24 protein-coding genes and 1 pseudogene are annotated in these 21,767 nt (G+C 40.3%); 17 read left to right on the forward strand and 8 right to left on the reverse strand.

Annotated features, from left to right (window positions below; genetic code table 11):
• Positions 1-50 precede the first annotated feature (50 nt).
• A complete protein-coding gene (locus tag P7J49_RS07050; protein ID WP_408570208.1) occupies positions 51-1,283 on the forward strand; it encodes a CapA family protein in 1,233 nt (410 codons plus the stop codon).
• Between the two features lie 13 nt (positions 1,284-1,296).
• On the forward strand, positions 1,297-2,139 hold the full coding sequence (locus tag P7J49_RS07055) for a Cof-type HAD-IIB family hydrolase (protein WP_408570210.1): 843 nt from the start codon (positions 1,297-1,299) through the stop codon (positions 2,137-2,139).
• A 77-nt stretch (positions 2,140-2,216) separates the two neighbouring features.
• On the opposite strand, the gene P7J49_RS07060 is transcribed toward P7J49_RS07055, so the two are convergent.
• The 4 genes from P7J49_RS07060 to P7J49_RS07075 all read right to left on the reverse strand — a co-directional run bounded on the left by P7J49_RS07060 (position 2,217) and on the right by P7J49_RS07075 (position 5,373).
• Positions 2,217-2,999 carry an ABC transporter permease gene (locus tag P7J49_RS07060; RefSeq protein WP_099833213.1) on the reverse strand — a complete coding sequence of 261 codons (783 nt, stop codon included), beginning with the start codon at positions 2,997-2,999 and terminating at the stop codon, positions 2,217-2,219.
• A gap of 1 nt (position 3,000) precedes the next feature.
• Positions 3,001-3,780, reverse strand: a complete 780-nt coding sequence (locus P7J49_RS07065; RefSeq protein WP_408570212.1) for an ABC transporter permease — start codon at positions 3,778-3,780, stop codon at positions 3,001-3,003.
• Positions 3,773-4,756: an ATP-binding cassette domain-containing protein gene (locus tag P7J49_RS07070; protein ID WP_408570214.1), complete on the reverse strand. Its 984-nt coding sequence runs from the start codon at positions 4,754-4,756 to the stop codon at positions 3,773-3,775. The genes P7J49_RS07065 and P7J49_RS07070 overlap by 8 nt, the downstream gene beginning before the upstream one ends.
• 83 nt (positions 4,757-4,839) lie before the next feature.
• Positions 4,840-5,373 (reverse strand): TetR/AcrR family transcriptional regulator, encoded by a 534-nt coding sequence (locus tag P7J49_RS07075; protein WP_408570216.1) that lies wholly within the window; start codon positions 5,371-5,373, stop codon positions 4,840-4,842.
• Positions 5,374-5,500: 127 nt separating this feature from the next.
• On the opposite strand from P7J49_RS07075, the gene P7J49_RS07080 reads away from it, so the two are divergent.
• On the forward strand, positions 5,501-7,960 hold the full coding sequence (locus tag P7J49_RS07080; protein ID WP_408570218.1) for a YhgE/Pip family protein: 2,460 nt from the start codon (positions 5,501-5,503) through the stop codon (positions 7,958-7,960).
• Positions 7,961-8,009: 49 nt separating this feature from the next.
• Here the strand turns inward: P7J49_RS07080 and P7J49_RS07085 are convergent, their stop codons facing one another.
• From P7J49_RS07085 to P7J49_RS07095, 3 genes are read right to left on the reverse strand one after another with little or no spacing between them, the layout of a single operon-like run.
• Positions 8,010-9,074: a DUF4097 family beta strand repeat-containing protein gene (locus P7J49_RS07085; RefSeq protein WP_408570220.1), complete on the reverse strand. Its 1,065-nt coding sequence runs from the start codon at positions 9,072-9,074 to the stop codon at positions 8,010-8,012.
• Positions 9,071-9,826 (reverse strand): DUF1700 domain-containing protein, encoded by a 756-nt coding sequence (locus P7J49_RS07090; protein ID WP_012775489.1) that lies wholly within the window; start codon positions 9,824-9,826, stop codon positions 9,071-9,073. Before P7J49_RS07090 ends, P7J49_RS07085 begins: the two co-directional genes overlap by 4 nt.
• A complete protein-coding gene (locus P7J49_RS07095) occupies positions 9,813-10,139 on the reverse strand; it encodes a PadR family transcriptional regulator (protein WP_002937550.1) in 327 nt (108 codons plus the stop codon). Before P7J49_RS07095 ends, P7J49_RS07090 begins: the two co-directional genes overlap by 14 nt.
• Positions 10,140-10,432: 293 nt before the next feature.
• On the opposite strand from P7J49_RS07095, the gene P7J49_RS07100 reads away from it, so the two are divergent.
• Together P7J49_RS07100 and P7J49_RS07105 are read left to right on the forward strand one after the other, a co-directional pair.
• A complete protein-coding gene (locus P7J49_RS07100) occupies positions 10,433-10,813 on the forward strand; it encodes a CidA/LrgA family protein (RefSeq protein WP_114866167.1) in 381 nt (126 codons plus the stop codon).
• On the forward strand, positions 10,806-11,501 hold the full coding sequence (locus tag P7J49_RS07105; RefSeq protein WP_398581794.1) for an LrgB family protein: 696 nt from the start codon (positions 10,806-10,808) through the stop codon (positions 11,499-11,501). The genes P7J49_RS07100 and P7J49_RS07105 overlap by 8 nt, the downstream gene beginning before the upstream one ends.
• Positions 11,502-11,536: 35 nt before the next feature.
• On the opposite strand, the gene P7J49_RS07110 is transcribed toward P7J49_RS07105, so the two are convergent.
• Complete coding sequence (locus tag P7J49_RS07110) at positions 11,537-12,337, reverse strand: formate/nitrite transporter family protein (RefSeq protein WP_024377397.1); 801 nt, start codon at positions 12,335-12,337, stop codon at positions 11,537-11,539.
• Positions 12,338-12,476: 139 nt separating this feature from the next.
• Here P7J49_RS07110 and gla point away from each other — a divergent pair, with 139 nt between their 5' ends.
• The 12 genes and pseudogenes from gla (at position 12,477) to P7J49_RS07170 (ending at position 21,698) form a co-directional block, all read left to right on the forward strand.
• On the forward strand, positions 12,477-13,322 hold the full coding sequence (gla, locus tag P7J49_RS07115; RefSeq protein ID WP_105150123.1) for an aquaglyceroporin Gla: 846 nt from the start codon (positions 12,477-12,479) through the stop codon (positions 13,320-13,322).
• A 131-nt stretch (positions 13,323-13,453) separates the two neighbouring features.
• Positions 13,454-13,627, forward strand: a pseudogene (locus tag P7J49_RS07120) (helicase HerA-like domain-containing protein); the annotation flags it as partial.
• 114 nt (positions 13,628-13,741) lie between these two features.
• Complete coding sequence (locus P7J49_RS07125) at positions 13,742-14,356, forward strand: NUDIX hydrolase (protein ID WP_408570223.1); 615 nt, start codon at positions 13,742-13,744, stop codon at positions 14,354-14,356.
• 94 nt (positions 14,357-14,450) lie between these two features.
• The gene (locus tag P7J49_RS07130; protein WP_024378037.1) at positions 14,451-14,696 is read left to right on the forward strand and encodes a hypothetical protein; all 246 of its coding nucleotides are present in this window, start codon (positions 14,451-14,453) and stop codon (positions 14,694-14,696) included.
• A 78-nt stretch (positions 14,697-14,774) separates the two neighbouring features.
• Positions 14,775-15,542, forward strand: coding sequence for a DeoR/GlpR family DNA-binding transcription regulator (locus P7J49_RS07135; RefSeq protein WP_408570225.1), 768 nt, complete (start codon positions 14,775-14,777; stop codon positions 15,540-15,542).
• A gap of 204 nt (positions 15,543-15,746) precedes the next feature.
• Positions 15,747-16,169 (forward strand): galactose-6-phosphate isomerase subunit LacA, encoded by a 423-nt coding sequence (gene lacA / locus P7J49_RS07140; protein WP_002941127.1) that lies wholly within the window; start codon positions 15,747-15,749, stop codon positions 16,167-16,169.
• A 26-nt stretch (positions 16,170-16,195) separates the two neighbouring features.
• A complete protein-coding gene (gene lacB, locus P7J49_RS07145; RefSeq protein WP_408570226.1) occupies positions 16,196-16,711 on the forward strand; it encodes a galactose-6-phosphate isomerase subunit LacB in 516 nt (171 codons plus the stop codon).
• A 9-nt stretch (positions 16,712-16,720) separates the two neighbouring features.
• The gene (locus P7J49_RS07150) at positions 16,721-17,653 is read left to right on the forward strand and encodes a tagatose-6-phosphate kinase (protein ID WP_408570228.1); all 933 of its coding nucleotides are present in this window, start codon (positions 16,721-16,723) and stop codon (positions 17,651-17,653) included.
• A gap of 1 nt (position 17,654) precedes the next feature.
• Positions 17,655-18,632 carry a tagatose-bisphosphate aldolase gene (gene lacD, locus P7J49_RS07155; protein ID WP_408570230.1) on the forward strand — a complete coding sequence of 326 codons (978 nt, stop codon included), beginning with the start codon at positions 17,655-17,657 and terminating at the stop codon, positions 18,630-18,632.
• A 204-nt stretch (positions 18,633-18,836) separates the two neighbouring features.
• On the forward strand, positions 18,837-19,670 hold the full coding sequence (locus P7J49_RS07160) for a PRD domain-containing protein (RefSeq protein WP_408570231.1): 834 nt from the start codon (positions 18,837-18,839) through the stop codon (positions 19,668-19,670).
• A gap of 31 nt (positions 19,671-19,701) precedes the next feature.
• A complete protein-coding gene (locus P7J49_RS07165) occupies positions 19,702-20,019 on the forward strand; it encodes a PTS lactose/cellobiose transporter subunit IIA (protein ID WP_408570233.1) in 318 nt (105 codons plus the stop codon).
• Positions 20,019-21,698, forward strand: coding sequence for a lactose-specific PTS transporter subunit EIIC (locus tag P7J49_RS07170; protein ID WP_408570234.1), 1,680 nt, complete (start codon positions 20,019-20,021; stop codon positions 21,696-21,698). Before P7J49_RS07165 ends, P7J49_RS07170 begins: the two co-directional genes overlap by 1 nt.
• Positions 21,699-21,767 lie beyond the last annotated feature (69 nt).

Here is a 21,767-nt window from a genome sequence, read left to right on the forward strand (position 1 = left end):
GACTGTATTTTGAACAAAGGTTCTTAAGTAGGGAGTATGAGGGTAAAGGTATGGAGAAAAGGGCGAACTATATTCGCAGAAAACGATATGCGTCCTATCGGACAAAGCTGCATTTGTTTTTTATTTGTGGCTTAGCGACTATTATCTTGGCGATTATTATTGTAAGCGAGCACCTAGTTCCTAGGCTGAATCAGGCCTCAGAATCAATGCACTCAGATAATTCTGTTCGCATCATGGCTCATGGGGATTTGCTCTATCACTTGCCTATTCTTCGAGGAGCAGAACAGCCAGATGGAAGTTACGATTTTTCTGAGAATTTTACCTACGTAAAGCCCTGGATAGAACAGGCTGATTTCGCTATCGCAGACTTTGAAGGGACCATTTCCCCAGATGTCGAATTAGCAGGTTACCCACTTTTTAATGCGCCTGCCATTGTCGCCAACAATATCCATGATGCAGGCTACGATTTGGTGGACTTAGCCCACAATCATATTTTGGACTCACATCTATCAGGGCTAATTTCCACTGTCAATACATTTAGAGATGCAGGTGTGGATACAGTCGGTGTCTACGCCGAAGGCAATCGGGCAACTGCACCACTCTACATTCGAGAAGTCAATGGTATCCGTATAGCTGTCCTAGCCTATGCTTACGGTTTCAACGGGATGGAGGCTTTGCTGAGTCAGGAGGAATATGATGCCTATTTATCGGATTTTGATAAAGAAAAGATGCGGGCAGAGATTGAGCGAGCTGAGAAAGAGGCAGATATTACCATCGTCATGCCTCAGACGGGTGTGGAATACCAGTTGGAGCCTACGGAGGAACAGACCAGTTTGTACCATCAAATGATTGATTGGGGAGCAGACATCGTTCTTGGTGGGCATCCGCATGTAGTCGAGCCCGCAGAGATTATTGAAAAAGATAATCAGAGAAAATTGATTATCTATTCGATGGGGAATTTCCTGTCCAATCAGCGTATTGAAAGCATGGATGATACACCAAATGCCCAGTGGACCGAGCGGGGAGTCTTGATGGATATAAGGATTCAAAAAGAGAATGGGCAAACAAGTATTCAAACTGCTCAAGCCCATCCAACCTGGGTGAATCGTATCTCTCAGGGAACGTATTCACTGGATGGTTATGAGCGTTTTAGCTATCAGACCTATGTATTGGAAGACTGGGTCGCTGGTGGTCGATACTATGGACAATTGGATCTAGATACACAGGCGCGTGTGGACGCAGCCTATCAAGAAATGAAAGACTTTGTCAATTTGGTATGGTGAGGAGAGAGAGAAGATGACAATTCGATTAATTGCAACAGATATGGATGGGACTTTTTTAGATGGTCAGGGGAGTTTTGATAGGGAACGATTTTCACGGGTCTTGGATCAACTAGATCAGAAAAAGATTCCTTTTGTTATCGCTAGTGGTAATGGAATAGGTAGATTACTTCAGTTATTCCAAGAATTTGAAGACAGATTAATCTTTGTAGCGGATAATGGAGCCCATGTGTATCAAAATGGCAAGACAGTAATTCGTCGGGCTATTCAGCAAGTGGAAGTCGAAGCAATACTGCATTTTTTCAAAGGCCGTTGGGCGGATGTATGTCTGATGTTGTCGAACGATGGAAATATTTATATGCAGGCTGGGGCAGGTATGCCGTTTGCAGGGACTGATTTGCCAATAGAATCAGCTCAGATGGTTGCCTTCCAAAATCGTGTGACATATTTAGATGACCTCAGTGCCTATCCTAATTTTGAACCTATTTATAAGGTTGGTCTCTGGGTTCCTGAAGCACGTGTGGAGTCGATAACGGAAGAGTTTAACCAGGTTTTTCAAGCTCAGCTGGTTGCAGTGACTAGTGGCTATGGCTCCATCGATATCTTGCCACAAGGGATTCATAAGGCCTGGGGCCTGGAGCAGGTCTTACAGGACTTGGGAATACAGGCAGAGCAGGTCATGGCTTTTGGAGATTCGGACAATGATTTGGAACTCTTAGCCTATGCTGGGCATTCCTATGCCATGGAAAATGCGACAGACAAGGTCAAGGCAGTAGCCAAGTACCGAGCTCCCAGCCATCTGGAGGCAGGGGTCATGCAGGTCTTGGAAAATTGGTTGTCGGAAACCAAGGGAGAGTAAAAAATCCTTGAGTATTTTTATATATCCTCATGCTCTAGTATAAAAAACAAGGTCTCTCAAGCACTGAGAGCCTTGTTTTAATTTCCAACGCTGGTGAACTTGGTCATACCATAGCGGAAGAGTTTGTAATTGATGGTAAATAAGACCAGGACAACCAGTGGTAAAGCCAGTCCCCACATAGACAGGTCTAAGAAGTAGAGGGCTGGGAAATAGGCTGTAAAAGCATAAGGGAAAACAAAAATCAGCAGGATTTGAATGATTTTTGGATAGATATTAAGTGGGTATTGAGCCATCTGATTGAGGGCGAAAATTCCCATAGTCAAAGGAAATGATTCCACAATCCAAAATGCTAGAGCGGTTGGACCGAGTTGAATGGCTGCATAGAGTAGGCCGATACAAATGGCAATAAAGATGAGTAGGGCTAGTTTTCCAAGACTCCATTCCATACCCAGTTCCTTGGAAGCCTGAACAAGTGCAAGGGAACCGATAATGGTTGTTCCGATTCCTTGTGGCTGGATTCGTTCGCAAATTAGTTGAAAAAGAGGATTGACAGGCATGAGGAGGAGGCGTTCAAATTCGCCTTGTCGGATGTAGCGACTGCCAAACATCCAGAGATTGTCAAAGAATATCAAGTGAATGGAGCGTCCGACGGTCGCTATTCCATAGATGAAAAGCATTTGACCGTAGTTAAAACCAGCGATTTCCCTGATATTTCCAAAAAGAATATTGAGGAAAATCAAGTAGACAATTTGTTCAATCAACGAGGAGAAAAGCCCGATGAAGAAGTCCACCCGAAAGGACATCTGGGCCATCATGTAGACCTTGATGTTATATAGATAGAGGCTGATATATTTCTTCATGTTAACCTCCAAAAATGACAATACGGCGCTTGGCCTGAGACCAAAGAGTAGCGATGAAGAGAGCGAGGAATGGTATCCAGAGAACTTGCAACCCCAAAGCCCTTAGATCGCTTTCCTGTCCTAATAAAATGGAAACAGGAACGTTAACCGCATAATTATAGGGAAGGAGTTTTAAAAAGTTTTCCACAGACTGTGGATAAAAACTGAGTGGCAAGAGTGCTCCAGAAGCCAGATTGAAAAGCCCCATCCGTAGGAGCATAACTCCCCAGGCATTGACCGTAAAAAATGCTAAGAAGCCAAAAGCCATATCCAGCAATTGAACGATAAACATCCCTAGAATCGAACTGACCAGAAAGAGCAAAATGGTCTGGCCATCAGGCAGGTAGAAATCTTGATGAACAAGTAGAATACCGATAAATACGATGGCAAATTTTATCAGTTCCAAGAGCTTGTTTCCAAGGTCCTTGAAAAAGAGGGCTAGGATAAAGGAATAGGGTCTGAGAAATTCTCCAGCAATACTTCCTTTCAAAATGCTATAAGACAAATCTTCACCAAGTGAAAAAGAATTTAAACTGGCTAATAAATTAGCAAAGATGATATATGTAGTAAAGGTTTGAAGGGTAAAGCCATTGACTTCTGATTGAGTGAAGAAAATGGTTTTCCAGACATAGAGAGCTACTAAAATCTTCACTGCCAGTGAAACGAAGGTCGCTAGAAAGAAAGCCTTGTACTGCATGGCATTCATCATGGTCAGGCGGGTCATGTAGAGATATTTACGCATGGATACCCTCCTCATAAATTTGGCGGACCATGGTTTCAATTTCCAATTCCTTCATGGTGACATCTTCAATCGAATAATGATTAAAGATTTGCTCAATCACCTGAGCACTGGTCCAAAACTTGCTTTGGTAGTGGATTTCAAAGTGAAAGTCATCTATTCGTTCAAATTCCCAGCCTTCCAATTGCAAATCCTTTTCAATCGGTTTTTCTGTGGAAAAGAGAATGGTCTTGACTGTAGAAAAGCGTTCTTTGAGGAGGGTCAGAGAACCATCGTAGACCTTCTTACCCTTATCAATGATAAAAATCCGCTCGCAGAGGCTTTCGATGTCCTTCATATCATGGGAAGTAATCAAAAAGGTGGTCTGGTATTGCTGATTCATATAGCGGATGAAGGAGCGAATGGTCTCCTTGACGCTGGCGTCCAAACCAATGGTTGGCTCGTCCAAAAAGACAACGGCAGGCTGGTGGATAAAGATAGCCGCAAATTCACAGCGAACACGTTGACCGAGTGACAGATTACGGATTGGTTGCTTCATAATATCAGCCAAGTCCAATAGATCAATCAAGACAGCTAATCGCTCTTTGAATACCTTATCTGGAACATCATAAATTTTGGCATGAAGGATAAAAGATTCCTGGACAGGCAAGTTCCAATCCAAATGGGATTTTTGTCCAAAGAGTACTCCGATTTGCTTATTGACAGCCTTGCGATTTTCTTGCGGATTGAGTCCGTTGATTCGGACTGAGCCCTGGTCTGGATAGAGGACTCCCGTCAGCATTTTGATGGTGGTCGACTTACCGGAACCATTGGAGCCGATATAGCCGATGATTTCGCCTTTTCCTACCTGTAAGGAAATGTCTTGGACGGCAGGAATTTTCTTTTTCTTGGGTTTGAAAAAGGCCTTTATCGAACCTTTGAGACCGACTTCCTTATCTATGATGGAATAGGTTTTTGATAGATGTTCTGCTTGAATCATTTCATCATCTCCTTTAAGAAAACGTTTGCACGATAAGGCTATTATACCATATTTCTTAAGGGGGTGAAGGTAGAAAATAATGATTACGGTAACATTTTGATTAGAAAATCGGTCATATATTGAGGAGATTCTTGCTTTCCATTTTTTATCCAAACCTGCATGATACCGAAGAAGGCATGCGAAAAATAGATGCTGCTGTATTCTTTTTCAAGTGGTGATAAATCTTCTTTCCCCAAACGCTCAGCCAAATCGTTTGCGATCAATAATCTAACTTTATTGATAAGAAAATTTTGGATTTCTTGAGTTCCGTTATGAGTCAGTAGGGCAGAAAGCAATTTTTCACGATAGAGTAATTCGAAAATTTCTAAAAATGATGATTGGCGATTGCCATCATAATGGTCAAATATAGCCTCTAATTTGTAAAATAAGCCTTGTTGGTAGGAGTCAATCAATTCATATTTATCCTTATAATGGGTATAAAAACTAGAGCGACTGATACCAGCAGTCTGTGCTAGGTGGGTGGTTGTAATTTCGTTAAATCCTTGAGTTTCTAAGCAAGTCACCATTGCTTCTAAAATGGCTTGACGAGTTCGTTCTTTCCGATTATCTGTTCCCATTTTTTGCTCCTTTTATACATTTTTAGACACATTGTCTAAAAAACGATTCTTATTACTTGATTTTGAAAATGATACTTGTATAATGTATTTTATCAGTTTTTGGACAGGATGTCTAAAGGAGGTTCTTATGTCGGAAAAAGTAAAGAATTTTTTCAAAAAACCAATGACCTTGATCACCATTCTCGGTGTTGCCTGTGTCCCAGCCTTATATAACATTAGTTTCCTAACCTCTATGTGGGACCCTTACGGCCGACTAGACCAGTTGCCTGTAGCAGTTGTCAATCAAGACCAGTCGGCGAGTTTTCAAGATAAAACCCTCACCATTGGTGATGATATGGTGGATAATATGAAAGAGAGCAAGAGCCTGGATTTCCACTTTGTATCAGAAAAAGATGCGGAAAAAGGTTTGGAAGAAGGGGACTATTATATGGTCATTACCCTACCAGAAGATTTATCGGAAAAAGCATCCAGTCTCTTGACGGATCAGCCTGAACCACTAACAATTTCTTACCAAACCTCTAAAGGTCACAGCTTTGTCGCTTCTAAGATGGGCGAATCAGCTATGGAAAAATTGAAAGCGTCTGTTTCAGAGACGATTACTGAAACATATACTTCAGCTGTTTTTGATAGCATGGGAGAGATTCAATCTGGTATGGTTGAGGCAGCAGATGGAAGTCAACAATTGACAGATGGAGCTAGTCAATTAGAAACCGGAAGTCAGACTCTATCATCAGGCTTATCTACCTTATCTTCATCAGGCCAATCACTGGTGACAGGAGCAAATCAATTGGCCACCGGTCTTGTATCTTATACAGATGGAGTCAATCAGGCCGCTTCAGGTAGTCAAACACTTTCCAGCGGCTTAACGACCTACACAAATGGGGTAGCGAGTCTTGCTTCAGGTGCGGAGCAATTAAATGCCAATTCCTCTCAGCTCATCGCTGGGGTGGGACAATTGCAATCAGGAGCAAGCCAGGTTGAACAACTGGTAACGGGAGCCAATCAATTGCAATCAGGCTTGGAGCAACTGGCTAGTTCAACTAGTTTGTCTGCTGAACAGTCTAGTCAGATACAGACCTTATTAACAGGGCTTCCTCAGTTGCAAGCGGCCATCAATCAATTAAATGGTAGCCTATCAAGTATCGGAGGACTTGCAGTAGATACCTCTACTCTATCTAGCCTCTTGACAGAGATGGGGGCTCAAGCTCAAGGATTGTTGACAGCAGCACAAGCTGATAAAACAGCCAGCATTGAAGCCTTGCAAGCAACGGCTACCTATCAAAATTTGACAGCTGATCAGCAAGCTGAATTGGTTGGAGCCCTCCAAAATTCACCTTCGACAACAGCGACAGCAGCCCAAACGATTTTGGGTCAATTGTCTCAACTGAGTCAAGCCTTATCTAGCCTACAAAGTCTTTCTGGTCTTGGAACGCAATTAGGTCAATTGCAATCAGCTGTCGGTCAGATCAACACGGCTGCCAATCAAGCATTGCCAGGGGCCACAATAGCCATTGAAAACCTATCAAGTGGCTTGAGTCAGGTCAACACCGCCTTGAACCAGCAAGTTCTACCAGGAACTCAAACCTTGACGAGTGGTGTGAGCCAACTTCAAACGCAACTGTCAAGTGGAGCTAGTCAACTCATGTCAGGGGTGACAGCCTATACCGCAGGTGTTGCTCAATTAGCTGAGGGTGGAGCTCAGTTGGTTGCTAACAACAGTAGCATCCAATCAGGAGGTGGCCAGTTAACATCAGGATTGGCAACCTTGGCATCCAATTCCAGTCAACTTGTCAGCGGTTCAGGACAACTGGCTTCTGGTAGTCAGCAATTAATTGCTGGTGCGGATCAATTAGCTAGTGGCGGTCAAACCTTGACAAGCGGTATCTCCAGTCTTCGTACAGGCAGTGAAACCCTAACAAATTCACTCAGCTCAGCCAGTCAACAACTATCAGTCATCTCTGTAGAAGACAAAAATGCACAAGCAGTTTCTCAACCAGTCACCTTGGAACACAGTGATCAAGATGATGTGAAAACCAACGGTGTCGGAATGGCTCCTTACATGGTATCTGTCGCACTGATGGTTGCAGCCTTATCAGCGAATGTTATTTTTGTCAAACACATTGATAATCGTTCCTACAAAAATCGTTGGGATTGGGCTAAAGGGAAATTGTTACTGAATGGTACGATAGCCAGCCTAGCGGCAGTGATTCTGTACGGTGTTCTTCGCTTGATTGGAATCGATCCAGCTCATCCTATGGCAACCTTGGGATTAATCCTCTTAGCTTCATGGACCTTTATGGCCCTCGTTACAGCCTTGGTGGGTTGGAACAATCGTTTCGGCTCCTTCGCAAGTTTAATTATCTTGTTACTGCAACTGGGTTCAAGCGCAGGTACCTATCCAATCGAACTTAGCCCACGCTTTTTCCAAGTCATTCAGCCTTATCTTCCAATGACCTATTCTGTTTCAGGCCTTCGTCAAACCATTTCAATGGTTGGAAATAGTAGTCATCAAGTTTGGATGCTGAGCCTCTTCTTAGTAGGCTTCATGGGATTAGGTCTCTTGATTTATAATCAAAAAGATGAATAATAATAAAACCAACTGCTCCATGTGAACAGTTGGTTTTTGGTTGATGTAGTTATTTTGGTGTTGGTGTTCGTAGATTAATGGTTGCGTTAGTTGAAGTAATGGTCAGGCTATTATTGCTCTCTTTTTTCTCCAAAGTTAAGGTTTGTTTATCCTCCTCTTTTTTGATCGATAATGTTTGATACTTATCTTTAGTGAAAATACCGACGTTTTCAGCTTGTTCGTTGAAGTAACTCATATCACCAATAGCTTGCTTTAGTTCTTCGAGGGTTTCATAGTGGTAGCCTAAGTGTTCCGCAAGTGTTTTGATGTCCAGCTGTGTACTGATATTCAGATTGATGTCTTGTAAGCTCTTATCTGTTAGGTTTATATTTGTAACAGATAGGCTGTATTCGGAAGGAGTGAGGACGTTTTTTCCTAGGAGAGTCAATTGATCTGCATTCAGTTCTTGGTAATTTTTAATTGTAACATTTTCCAAACTGGTTTCATACAGGCGGATGCTACTTTCCTGTAGGTTGATGTGCATATCTTTTAGAGTGGATTGTGTCGCTTGGAAGTAGCCTGCTTCAATCTGACCGCTGTCAATAGTCACCTTGTCAAGAGTGACACCACCAGACAGATTTGCCTCTTTGATATGGATATTCTCAATCGTGAAACCGCCAAAATCATAGAAGTGGAGATTGTGTCCCTCTAATTTATCCAGTGTCTTCCCTTTAGGCACTTCAATGGTGACGGAGAAGACATTGATACGACGTTGGGCCAACCTTTCTCCAAGATACTGCATAATTCCTTCGATAGCAAAAGATTCTTGTTGTGAAGAAAGGGTCAAAGTTCCCTCTTTTTCTGCTAGTTTTAAGGGGGATTGCATATTGTTGTCGGAGTTGGCATAGGTCACATGGTAGTTGCTATCGCTAGACTCCTTGATATAGACGCTGTGGGGGATAAAGTCAATTTTAATGGTATTCAAATCTGTGAAGGTCTTATGGACTTCCGTCGGAGCAGCAACCTCTTCCAAGCGGGTTACACCCCCAGTGAAAAATCCAATGCCAGCCAGAATTAAGCCTGCAATCAGGCTGACAAAGCCGATAATAATGGCGATGGTTAGTTTCTTTTTCATGCTCGTTTACCTCGTTTCAAGATCCATTTGAAGCAAGCCTTGACCAGTCGCCAAGACCAGTAGGCAAAAAATCCAGTCAAGATGTAGATGAGAATAGCTCCGCCAATCAAAGACAAACCTGAGCCAAACCCCATGAGGAAGATATTGAAACCTTCTGACATAAGGCTAAAGGCTTCCCAAATCAGATAGCCACCGCTGGTGAGAAGTCCGACACCCAGAACAAAGGCACCGACAATGAGGGCCAAGATGAGCGCCACCAATCCCAATAGACTAGCTAGGAGAATAAGCAAAAGTGGAATGGCGATAGGCAGGGAAATGACAGCTAGGATAGCCAACCAGAGCGTTCGTTTTGTTTGGCTAAAATTACGGAAGTAGCGACCGAGGAAAAAGGCGCCGAGGATAAGAGTTGCAAACAGAGGAATGACTCCGATAAACTCTCCCATGATAAAGAGTAGGAAGAAAGAGAAGAGACCTGTCATACTTAAGGCTCCCAGACCAACCCAGAGTTTCCAGTTGAGTTGAATAGGTTCTTGTTGATCCTTCTCTTCTTGGATTTGCTTGTTGAGCATGTTGTTGATGAGTTCGCTGGCAGCTTCTTTTGGTGAACCAAGTTCTTCTATAATTTCTGTTTCACGCTCTGGTCCAGCCTCGTCAAAATACTCATTAAAGAAGCTGATGGCTTCAAAGTATTCTTTGTGGGGCAGTTTTTTGAGATATTTTTCTAACTGCTCCATGTATTCAGTTCTTGTCATGGCGGACGCTCCCTTCTATGATGCCGTTTATCGTGTTTGTATAGGTATCCCAGTCATCTTTGAGTCGGACCAATTCTTCGTGACCTAACTGAGTTAGGCTATAATACTTGCGCATACGACCTTGGTATTCTTGGGAGTAGGTGGTCAAAAAGTCATTTTGCTCCAATCGCTTTAGGATGGGATAGAGAGCTGACTCCTTGATGTTGGCAATGAGTTTGATGGTCTGACAGATTTCATAACCATAAGAATCATCGGATTCCAAAATAGCCATGATGAGAAATTCTGTCAGCACTGCGGGGACTGGAAAATGCATAGGACGCTCCTTTCCTTTGTTGTTAGTTAGGTTCGGTTTTGATATATAGCGTTCAGTTCTATATATCGAAATTTGTTATATGTTAAATATACACCTACAAAAATAAATTGTCAAGTGATTATGTGCAAAATAAATAAAATAGCTTAAGACAAATTTTTAATGTGTAAACGTTTTATAGCCTTGAAAAATATTTTCAGAGTAGTAAACTTAATAACAGTACTAACATTAAGGGATTTTCTGGACTAAAAGAGAATGACCTCAGATGGATTAGTAGTATTTAAGGTGGTGTAAAGATGAAACTATATGTTCAGTTTATGATTATTCTAGTATTTTCATTTTTAGGGGAAGCTATTTCGACTATTTTTCATCTTCCTATCCCGGGAAGTATCATTGGCTTAATCCTCCTATTTTTAGCCCTAGAGTTCAAATTAATTCGTCTTCGCCACATTCATACGGTTGGAAATTTTTTGCTGGCTAATATGACCATTCTTTTTTTGCCTGCAGCGGTGGGCATTATGGAGAGATTTGATGCAATTAAAGATTATTTACTTCCTATTATCATCGTCATTTTAGGCGCCATTTTTTTAAATATCTTAGTAATTGGTTTTGTTGTTCAATTTGTGAAGCGAAAGTTTGAAGGTGACTACATTGATACGGAGGGAATGCATGACTGAACTTTTTTCAAATCCTATTTTTGGTATTATGTTATCAATTGCAGCATATTTAATTGGAATGCTGATTTATCGGAGATTTCCTCATCCAATCACAACCCCACTGTTGGTAGCTACAGGATTGATTATTGTCTTTTTAAAAATGACAGGTATTTCCTATAAGGAATATTATGCAGGAGGGTCCTATCTAAATATGCTTATTGTGCCTTCAACAGTAGCTCTGGGTATCCCTTTGTATCGTTCTTTCCATCTAATGAAACATCACATTCGAAGTATTCTTTTGGGAATTTTTCTTGCCTGTATTGTCAATACTGTCTTTACTGCCCTGATTGCCAAATGGTTTGGGATGGATTTTTTTCTAGCAATCTCTCTTTTTCCAAAATCAGTCACCACTGCTATGGCTGTTGGTATTACTGATAAAATGCAAGGAATAGCAACTGTTACTCTTGTAGTCGTTGTTGCAACAGGAATTCTGACAAGTGTTCTTGGTCCGGTCTTTTTAAAGCTACTAAAAATTGAAGATCCGGTAGCTGTTGGTCTTGCTTTGGGAGGAACAGGACATGCCATTGGAACGGGTACAGCGATAAAATATGGGCATACGCAAGGGGCGATGGCTGGCTTAGCTATTGGGATTACAGGCATCATGTATGTGGTGATTAGTCCTATAGTTGCGCAGATTATCTTACAATAAAAAAACTACGATTGGAATTCCAACCGTAGTTTTTTTTAGTCTACATAAAGTTTGGATTGATGATTCAACCAACTATAAAGAAGTCCGATAAAGAGACCGCCACCCACGTAGTTTCCTAATCCAGAAAAGAAGAAATTGCTTAATACACTTAATAGAGTCATTCCCTCAACTGGTCCACCATTTGCAAAAAAGGCCAGGGAGAAGAGTGAAAAGTTCGCAATGACGTGCTCATATCCCAAGAAAGCAAAGATAAAGATGATGAAAATAACGGAAATGAGACGCCCAGCGTCATCTTTGATGCGTAAGAAGGTAAATACGCCGATATTCACGACAATATTAGCAAAAATCCCTTCAATAAATTGAGTCAAAGGTGTCTTTGAAAGCTTGGCCACCGTTGCTTCAAATAGGTAGCTGTGAGCATCAACGTGCTGATAAGGCAGTGTCAATGAAACCAAGTAACAAACAAGGACAGCACCGACAAAATTGAAAAGGATACAGGTTGCCAACATCTTGAGGGCTGTTTTCGTAGGAATCGTTTTTCGATGGCTGGCTACTGTCATATACATCATGTTGGATGTTCCAAGTTCGGCATTCATATATAAAATCATGAGTAGCCCCCAACCAAACATCAACCCATAGCTAAATTTCCCGAGTCCTTCTGCGACATGGTTGAGTTTGTCTGCTGTATAGAGAGAAATGACAATCCCCAATCCTAAATAAAGACTGGCTAGTATCGATCGTACAGCGTAGGCAGAAAAACTGTGTTCAAACAAATCTGCTTTTTTCTGGATACTCTTTTCAAGTGTATACATTAATGTCTCTTGGTTAGCTCCCATCCTAATCTCCTTACTGAATTTACTACTTTTTTGAGTAAACGTTTTCTTTTTGTCGAATGGCTTTACTTTGTTTATTATACTTGATAAAATGGTTGTTGTCCAAAAAAATTTAACTTTTGAAAGGAAATATAAGAAAAATATGGATGTTACATGGACAGTGAAATATATCACTGAATTTTTAGCGACTGCACTCCTTATTATCATTGGTAATGGTACAGTTGCAAACGTTGATTTAAAAGGCACAAAAGGAAACAACTCTGGTTGGATTCTCATTGCGATTGGCTATGGTTTGGCAGTTATGATGCCAGCATTGATGTTTGGTAACGTTTCTGGTAACCATATCAACCCAGCCTTCACACTTGGTTTGGCTGTTTCAGGTCTCTTCCCATGGGCTCACGTTGCTCAATACATTGTTGCCCAATTGTTAGGTGCAATGTTTGGTCAGTTAGTGGTTGTAGCAGTTTATAAACCTTACTTCTTGAAAACTGAAAATTCTAACCATATTCTTGGTTCATTCTCAACTATCAGTGCACTTGATAACGGAACGAAAGAAAGTCGTAAAGCTGCAACTATTAATGGCTTCTTAAATGAGTTCGCTGGTTCATTTGTATTGTTCTTCGGAGCACTTGCTTTGACTAAGAATTTCTTTGGTGCAGAGCTTGTTGGTAAAATCATTGAACAAGGCTATGACAAGACAGTCGCTGAAACAATGGTTGCTCCATATACTTCAGGTTCAATTGCAGTTGCTCACTTAGGCATTGGTTTCCTAGTTATGGCCTTGGTAGCCTGTGTCGGTGGTCCAACTGGTCCAGCTCTTAACCCTGCTCGTGACCTTGGTCCGCGTCTTCTTCACCACTTCCTGCCAAAAACAGTACTTGGTGAATCAAAATCTGATTCAAAATGGTGGTATGCTTGGGTGCCAGTGGTTGCTCCAATTATCGCATCAATTGCCGCCGTTGCACTATTCAAATTCTTGTATCTTTAATAGTGAACCCGATTCGTCGGGTTTTTCTTTTTTGTTTTATGGATATTGAGGTGATTCGGTTGTCTGCTCTGCTATTTTCCTAAAAGTTATGTTACAGTAAAGCTAGAAAAAATCGGAAAAGAGGCTAGAATATGTCAGATGTTTTTGCTTTTGGTTATGGGCGTGAGCGTGCAGAAATGCAATTTAAACGGCTCAACCGTCATGGGATCATCGCAGGTGCGACAGGTACAGGAAAGACGGTGACCTTGAAGGTCTTGGCGGAGCAGTTGAGTGACGCGGGTATTCCTATTCTTATACTGTCTGTACCTCGGTTCCGGGTATGAAAGCAAATTCGTTCGGCTATATCTAGACAAAGTTCTTGCCAGATGCCACAAAATTCGTTAAAATAAGCGTAAATCACTAGTTAGTAAGGAGTTGCCATGACTGATCAATTGCAGGCATTATTGAAAGACTATCAGCCCCAGCCATTGGGTGAAAAACGTTCTTATGCAGTCTTCTTGCCCTTAGTCTGGTCAGACAATCAGTGGCAGGTCTTATATGAGATTCGGAGCGAGTCCATTTCTCAACCAGGAGAAGTTTCCTTTCCAGGTGGCGGAATTGATGAAGGCGAGACAGCAGAAGAAGCTGCCATTCGTGAGGTTATCGAAGAACTTGACATTCAACAGGAACAAATTGAGTTGCTGGGAGAAATCGATTATCTCGTTTTCGGTCGCTCAACGATTCGCTGTTTTGTCGGTCGACTTCACATGGATTGGCAGACCCTTCAACCCAATGATGAAGTAGCTCGATTCTTTACAGTTCCACTAGAAACCTTGCAAAAAACGGCCCCTGTCTATTATCAACTGGATTCACAGATTGTCCCAGATTGTGACTTTCCCTTTGAACGTTTGAGAGGTGGGGTTGACTATCCTTTCAGTCATCACAAACGCTCCGTTCCATTTTATGAAAATCTACCAGAAAATATCTGGGGAATGACCGCCCAATTTACCCATCGTTTTACGGAAATCATAAATCAAAAAACTTCGCCCAGATGAGCGAAGTTAAAGTCAAGCCAATAACAAGACCTGCAATTTTTCCGTTGCCCTTTTTGTTCATAAAAATCTTAGAGGAGATTATGTATTAGCCAATGTGGAAAATAGAAGTATAAAAAATGTTGATGAATCTAAAAAAATTCAGTTTAAAGATAATGAGATTTTATTTAATAAGCAAAGATATAAAGTAAATAATGTAACAATGCAAATTTTAGATAGTAATGCTGATGTAGTTGGAGAATACACCAAACAAGGAGTTCTTGTATTTAAAAATGATTCCCAAAATGAAAGTCATTATATTCTGAAGTCTTCTCGTTTATACAAAAATACAACTAAAAAATAATATTGAACAAATGTTCAAAATTCCAACATATTCTTGTTTATTTTTGATATAATGTAAAAAAACAACAAAGGATTAAACATGAATAAACGAGAACGACTAGAAGAAATTACACGATTGGTAAACAAAAAAGGCACAGTTCGAATTTCTGAGATAGTAGAATTGCTAAATGTTACTGATATGACTGTTCGACGTGATTTTATTGAATTGGAAGAGCAGGGCATTTTAACCAAAATCCACGGCGGTGCTAGAAGTAATAAGGCTTTTCAATATCGGGAATATTCCCATTCTGAGAAACACATTCAGAATAAGGAAGCCAAGCAAGAGATAGCAGAAAAGGCTGCCCAACTGATAGAAGATGGAGACACGGTGTTCTTAGGTCCAGGAACAACAGTGGCCTTTCTGGCTGAGGCCATTAAAAATCCTCGTCTCACTGTCATCACAAATTGTATGCCTGTTTTTACCATCCTATCTCAAAAAAAGACCGAGGAGTTTCAAGTCTTTCTCTTGGGGGGCGAATATCGTCAAGTGACAGAATCTTTTGTAGGAGAAATTACCAATACTAGTTTAGAAAAAATGCGATTCAGCAAAATTTTCTTTTCAGGTAACGGACTTAAGGGAACTGATGTCATGACCTCTACCCTAGCTGAAGCCTATACGCAAAATATTGCCATTAAACATTCTTTAGAAAAATATCTACTGCTAGATGCCTCGAAAATTGGAAAAGATGATTTTACTTCTTTTTGTGATTTGAATGATGTAACTGCTCTAGTGACCGATATGACTGCAAAGGATGAAAATTACCAATTATTAAGTAAGCACATCGAAATTATCACTACAAAATCATAAAGTTATCAAAACCAACAGCCTAATGTTGGTTTTTTGTTTGCATACGAAAAAAATAAACAAAAATAAAACAAAATATGTTGACTTTATGTTTGTTTGGTTGTATAATTTAAACATAAAAAGCGAAAACGCTTTTCTAAGTTTTGCAAAACAAAGATTTTCTGCCAAATATGGCTACAACTTTCTATTTTTGTTAGGAGATAGGTTATGACAATCATTATCGGTGCTGATCCAGCGGGCTCAAAACTAAAAGACGTTATTAAAGATTATTTGCTAGAAAAATCATATGACTTTAAAGATGTCAGTGATGGAAGTGATTTTGTTGATACAACTTTGGCAGTAGTTGCAGAAGTTAATCAAGAGGAAGGAAATCTTGGCATTGTGATTGATGCTTATGGTGTTGGTCCATTTATGACCGCAACTAAAGTCAAAGGCATGATCGCTGCAGAAGTTTCAGACGAACGTTCTGCCTATATGACAAGAGGACACAACAATTCGCGTATTATTACAATCGGTAGTGAGATTGTAGGAGAAGGCATTGCTAAAAATATCGTTAAAGGATTTGTTGAAGGTGAGTATGATGGCGGCCGTCACCAAATTCGTGTTGATATGCTAAATAAAATGTGCTAATTGTTGTAAACAAAGGAGAATAAGAGATGAAAATTGCAATCGGTTGTGACCACATTGTAACCTATGAAAAAATCGCTGTGGTAGATTATTTGAAAAATCAAGGATATGAAGTGTTGGACTTTGGGACTTATGACAATGTTCGTACTCATTACCCAATCTTTGGTAAAAAAGTTGGTGAAGCTGTTGTAAGCGGACAAGCAGATTTGGGAATTTGTATTTGTGGAACAGGTGTTGGAATCAACAATGCTGTAAACAAGGTACCTGGCGTTCGATCAGCCCTGGTTCGTGATATGACCTCTGCACTCTATGCAAAAGAAGAGTTAAACGCCAACGTCATTGGTTTTGGAGGAAAGATTATAGGTGAGTTGCTCATGTGCGACATCATTGAAGCCTTCATTAAAGCAGAATATAAACCAACTGAAGAAAATAAACGTTTAATCGAAAAGATTGCTGCAGTTGAAACGCTCAATCAAGAGCAAGAAAATCCAGAGTTCTTTACTGAATTTCTTGAAAAGTGGGATCGTGGAGAATACCACGACTAGGAGGCTCACATGATTTTGACGATCACTTTAAATCCGTCGGTTGATATTGCCTATCACTTGGATACCTTTCATTTGGATACGGTCAATCGAGTAGAAAAAGTTCAAAAAACAGCTGGAGGCAAGGGGCTCAATGTCACACGAGTTTTGAAACAAATTGGTGAAGATATAGTGGCTACTGGTTTTATTGGTGGTGAGATTGGAAGTTATATAAAGAAACAACTCACTCGAAATGATATTAAAAATTCCTTTGTGGAAATTGGGAGCGAAACACGTAACTGTATTGCGGTTCTTCATGATGGCAAACAGACGGAGATTTTAGAACAAGGCCCAACTATTCAAGAACATGAAGCCTTGAATTTTATTGAACACCTTGAAATCATCCTGAACAATGTAGATGTAGTTGTTATTTCAGGAAGTTTGCCTAAGGGACTTGCTAGCAATTATTATGTTGAGATTGTAGAACTTTGTAAAAAACGCGGTGTAGCTGTTGTTTTGGATTGTTCTGGTGAGGCGCTGAAAAACGTTTTAGAAAGCCAGCAGAAGCCGACAGTTATTAAGCCGAATACAGAGGAGTTATCACAACTGATTGGTAAAGAAGTTACTGATGATATTCAAGAGTTGAAATCAGTTTTGTCTGGTCAACTTTTCCAAGGAATTGATTGGATAGTCGTCTCATTAGGAGCACAGGGGGCTTTTGCCAAGCACAATGACAAGTTCTATCGTGTCAGAATTCCAAAAATCAAAGTCGTCAATCCAGTAGGATCAGGAGATTCAACTGTTGCAGGTATTGCAGCAGGTTTGGTCCATGCTTTACCCGAAGCAGAATTATTAAAAAATGCTAATGTTTTAGGCATGTTAAATGCCCAAGAAGAACAGACGGGTTATGTCAATTTAGAAAATGCAGAATCGTTGTATTCTCAAATCGAAGTCGAAGAGGTATAATATGGTAGTAACAGCAGACAAAAGAAAATACATGGAAAAAGTAAGCAATAAAGCAGGTATTATTTCAGCTTTAGCTTTTGACCAACGTGGAGCCCTGAAAAAAATGATGGCAAAACATCAGACAGAAGAACCTACTGTGGAGCAGATGGAAGAACTAAAGAAACTAGTTTCAGAGGAATTAACACAGTTTTCTTCCTCAATTCTGTTAGATCCTGAATTTGGTTTGCCAGCATCACGCGCTCGTGACGAACAGTGCGGTTTGCTTTTGGCTTATGAAAAAACTGGCTATGACACTAGTTCAACCAGTCGTTTGCCAGATTGCCTGGTAGAATGGTCTGTAAAACGACTAAAAGAAGAAGGGGCAGATGCTATCAAGTTCTTACTCTACTATGACGTTGATGGTGATTCATATGTCAACCTTCAAAAACATGCCTATATTGAACGCTTGGGTTCAGAATGTCAGGCTGAAGGTTTACCATTCTTCTTGGAAATTTTGAGCTACGATGAAACGATTGAAGACAATGCCAGTGTGGAATTTGCAAAAGTCAAACCTCGAAAAGTAAATGAGGCTATGAAAGTATTTTCGGATGAACGCTTTGGAGTGGATGTTCTCAAGGTAGAGGTACCTGTGAACATGAATTTTGTAGAAGGCTTTGGAACAGGGGAAGTCATCTATACGAAAGAAGAAGCAGCTGAATTTTTCCGTCAACAAGAAGCATCAACTCATTTACCATACATTTATCTAAGTGCAGGTGTTTCTGCTAAGCTTTTCCAAGATACACTAGTGTTTGCACATGAAGCAGGTGCTAAATTTAACGGTGTTCTCTGTGGTCGTGCGACGTGGGCGGGTGTTGTGCCAGTCTATATTGAACATGGTGAAGAAGCTGCGCGTGAATGGTTACGTAGTGTTGGTCGTGAAAATATTGAAGGACTTGATTCCGTCTTGTCTCAAACAGCTACTTCTTGGTTAGAAAAATAATTCCTAGAAAAATAATTGAAAAAATAACCATTTTTCTTAAAGAAAGGGTTTACATTTTCTGAGAATATGCTATAATAATCTCATCAGCAAGAATAGAGTGGATTGTAACTAATTCGATTAGGCAAGACTACAAATGGATTTGAGAGTAGGATATTCTCGGTTTGTTTGTAGTCTTTTTTTTGCTTAAAAATATAGGAGGGATTTATGTTTAGGATTATACAGTCACTAAATAATAACGCTGCTCTGGTGAAAAATGAACATGGGGAACAGGCAGTCGTGATGGGATTAGGTATAACCTTTCAAAAGAAGAAAGGGGATTTAATTGTTAAGGATAAGATAGAAAATATCTTTTCGCTAAAAAATGATGAGGCTAAAGAAAATTTTCTAACTTTATTAAAAGATATTCCCTTAGATTTTATTTCTGCAACCTACACGGTTATCAATCATCTAGTAGCAACCTATCATTACCCTCTACAAGAATATCTCTATGTGACACTGACAGATCATATCTATTGTGCCTATCAGGCGGTTTTAAAGAATACCTATCAAGAAAGTAGGCTACCCAATATCTCAGCCGAATATCCCTTGGAATATAAAATGGCGCGTGAAGCCTTAGCTATGTTTCGTGAAAAGTTGCTAAAAGATTTTCCGAATGATGAGATTGGTAGAATTGCACTTCACTTAATTAATGCAAAGGGTGAAACCATTCATCCCACAAGTGAAGAACAGGACATCAGCAAAAAAATTATAGCAGAGGTTGAACAAATCTTAACGGAGAATGGGATTAAACGCACAAAAGAAAATAGCAATTTTTATGATCGCTTTATGATTCATCTGTCCTATTTTCTGAATTACTTAGATAGATCTCATCAGTCAAATGAATCGATTGCTAGTTTGGAACAGTACATCAAGCTCCAGAATCCAAGAGCTTACCTGATTGGAAGTCAGATTTTTGAGATGATCACATCATTGGTTGATGAACCTGTAAATGACAGTGAAAGGTTCTATATTGTACTACATATTCAACGGTTATTGTAAATCAATTCAATTTTAAAAGGAGGTTCATATTATGAACAGAGAAGAAATTACGTTATTAGGTTTTGAGATTGTTGCATTCGCTGGTGATGCTCGATCTCGTTTGATGGAGGCACTGGCTGCTGCTCAAAAAGGCGACTATGCAAAAGCAGAAGAACTAGTTGAAGTTGCCAATGCTTGTATTGTTGAAGCCCATCATGCTCAGACTAGCTTGTTGCAAAAAGAAGCGGCTGGTGAGGATTTAGCCTTTAGTGTGACGCTCATGCATGGTCAAGACCATCTCATGACGACATTGTTATTGAAAGATATGATGAGTCATATGATTGAATTGTACAAACGAGGTGATAAGTAATGAATAAATTGATTGAATTTATTGAGAAAGGGAAGCCTTTCTTTGAAAAGATTTCGAGAAACCCTTATTTAAGGGCTATCCGTGATGGTTTTATCGCTGCCATGCCGGTTATCTTGTTCTCAACTCTCTTTCTAATGGTAGCATTTGTACCTAATATCTTTGGATTTACTTGGTCTGATGAAGCAGTTGCGGCTATCATGAAACCTTACGGTTATACAATGGGTATTGTAGCTGTATTAGTTGCAGGAACGACCGCAAAATCTTTGACAGATGCGTTTAACCGTCAATTGCCAAAAACCAATCAAATCAACTTCATTTCAACCATGATTGCTTCAATTTCAGGCTTCTTATTACTAGCCTCTGATGGTATTGAAGGTGGATTTGCCAATGGTTACATGGGAACTAAGGGACTTTTGACAGCCTTTCTAGCAGCCTTCATTACGGTTAATATTTATAAGGTCTGTGTGAAAAACAATGTTACCATTCGTATGCCAGACGAAGTTCCACCGAACGTATCCCAGGCATTTAAAGATGTGATTCCATATGCATTGTCTATCTTTGTCTTGTATGGAATTGATCTTGTGACACGTCAATTCCTTGGAACAAACGTTGCTGAGGCGATCCTGAAATTATTTGAGCCTCTATTTACAGCCGCAGATGGTTATGTTGGTATTACAATTATCTTTGGTGCCTATGCCTTGTTCTGGTTTGTAGGGATTCATGGTCCATCTATTGTGGAACCAGCAATTGCAGCCATTACTTATGCCAATATTGAAACCAACTTCCAGCTTCTACAGGCGGGTCAACATGCGGACAAAATCCTGACTTCAGGTACTCAAATGTTTATCGTAACAATGGGTGGTACAGGTGCTACCTTGGTTGTGCCATTCATGTTTATGTGGTTGACTAAGTCTAAACGAAATAAAGCAATTGGACGTGCTTCAGTTGTTCCAACTTTCTTTGGTGTAAACGAACCAATCTTGTTCGGTGCACCACTTGTACTCAACCCAGTATTCTTTGTTCCATTCATCTTAGCTCCAATTGCTAACGTATGGATTTTCAAATTCTTTGTTGATACGTTAAAAATGAACAGTTTCAGCGTCAACTTAGCATGGACAACTCCAGGACCGTTGGGGATTGTCATGGGAACAAACTTTGCTCCACTTGCCTTTGCACTAGCAATCTTGTTGGTATTTGTCGATGTACTTATCTATTATCCATTCTTGAAAGTTTACGATGAGCAGATTCTCGCTGAAGAACAATCAGGGAAAGTTGAAAATAGCTTGAAAGAGAAAGTTGCGGCTAACTTCAATACTACCAAAGCGGATGCTATTCTTGAAAAAGCTGCAGTCGAAACCGAAATTTCTGAACAAACAAATGTTTTGGTACTCTGTGCAGGGGGTGGTACAAGTGGATTGCTTGCCAACGCTCTAACGAAAGCTGCAAAAGAATATGGTGTTCCAGTTACAGCTACAGCAGGAAGCTATGGGGCACACCGTGAGATTTTGCCAGAGTATCAATTAGTCATTCTAGCACCACAAGTGGCATCAAACTACGATGATATGAAACAAGAAACCGATGCATTGGGTATTAAACTTGCCAAAACTGAAGGGGCTCAATACATTAAACTTACACGTGATGGTCAAGGTGCTCTTGACTTTGTCAAACAACAGTTTTAGAACCTATATTCACAGTTCAGCACTTCCATCTAAGGCTAGTTTTTCAGCTACTCATCGTTAGTTTTTTTC

The organism is Streptococcus suis, assembly GCF_046032515.1.
Lineage (GTDB): Bacteria > Bacillota > Bacilli > Lactobacillales > Streptococcaceae > Streptococcus > Streptococcus suis_AL.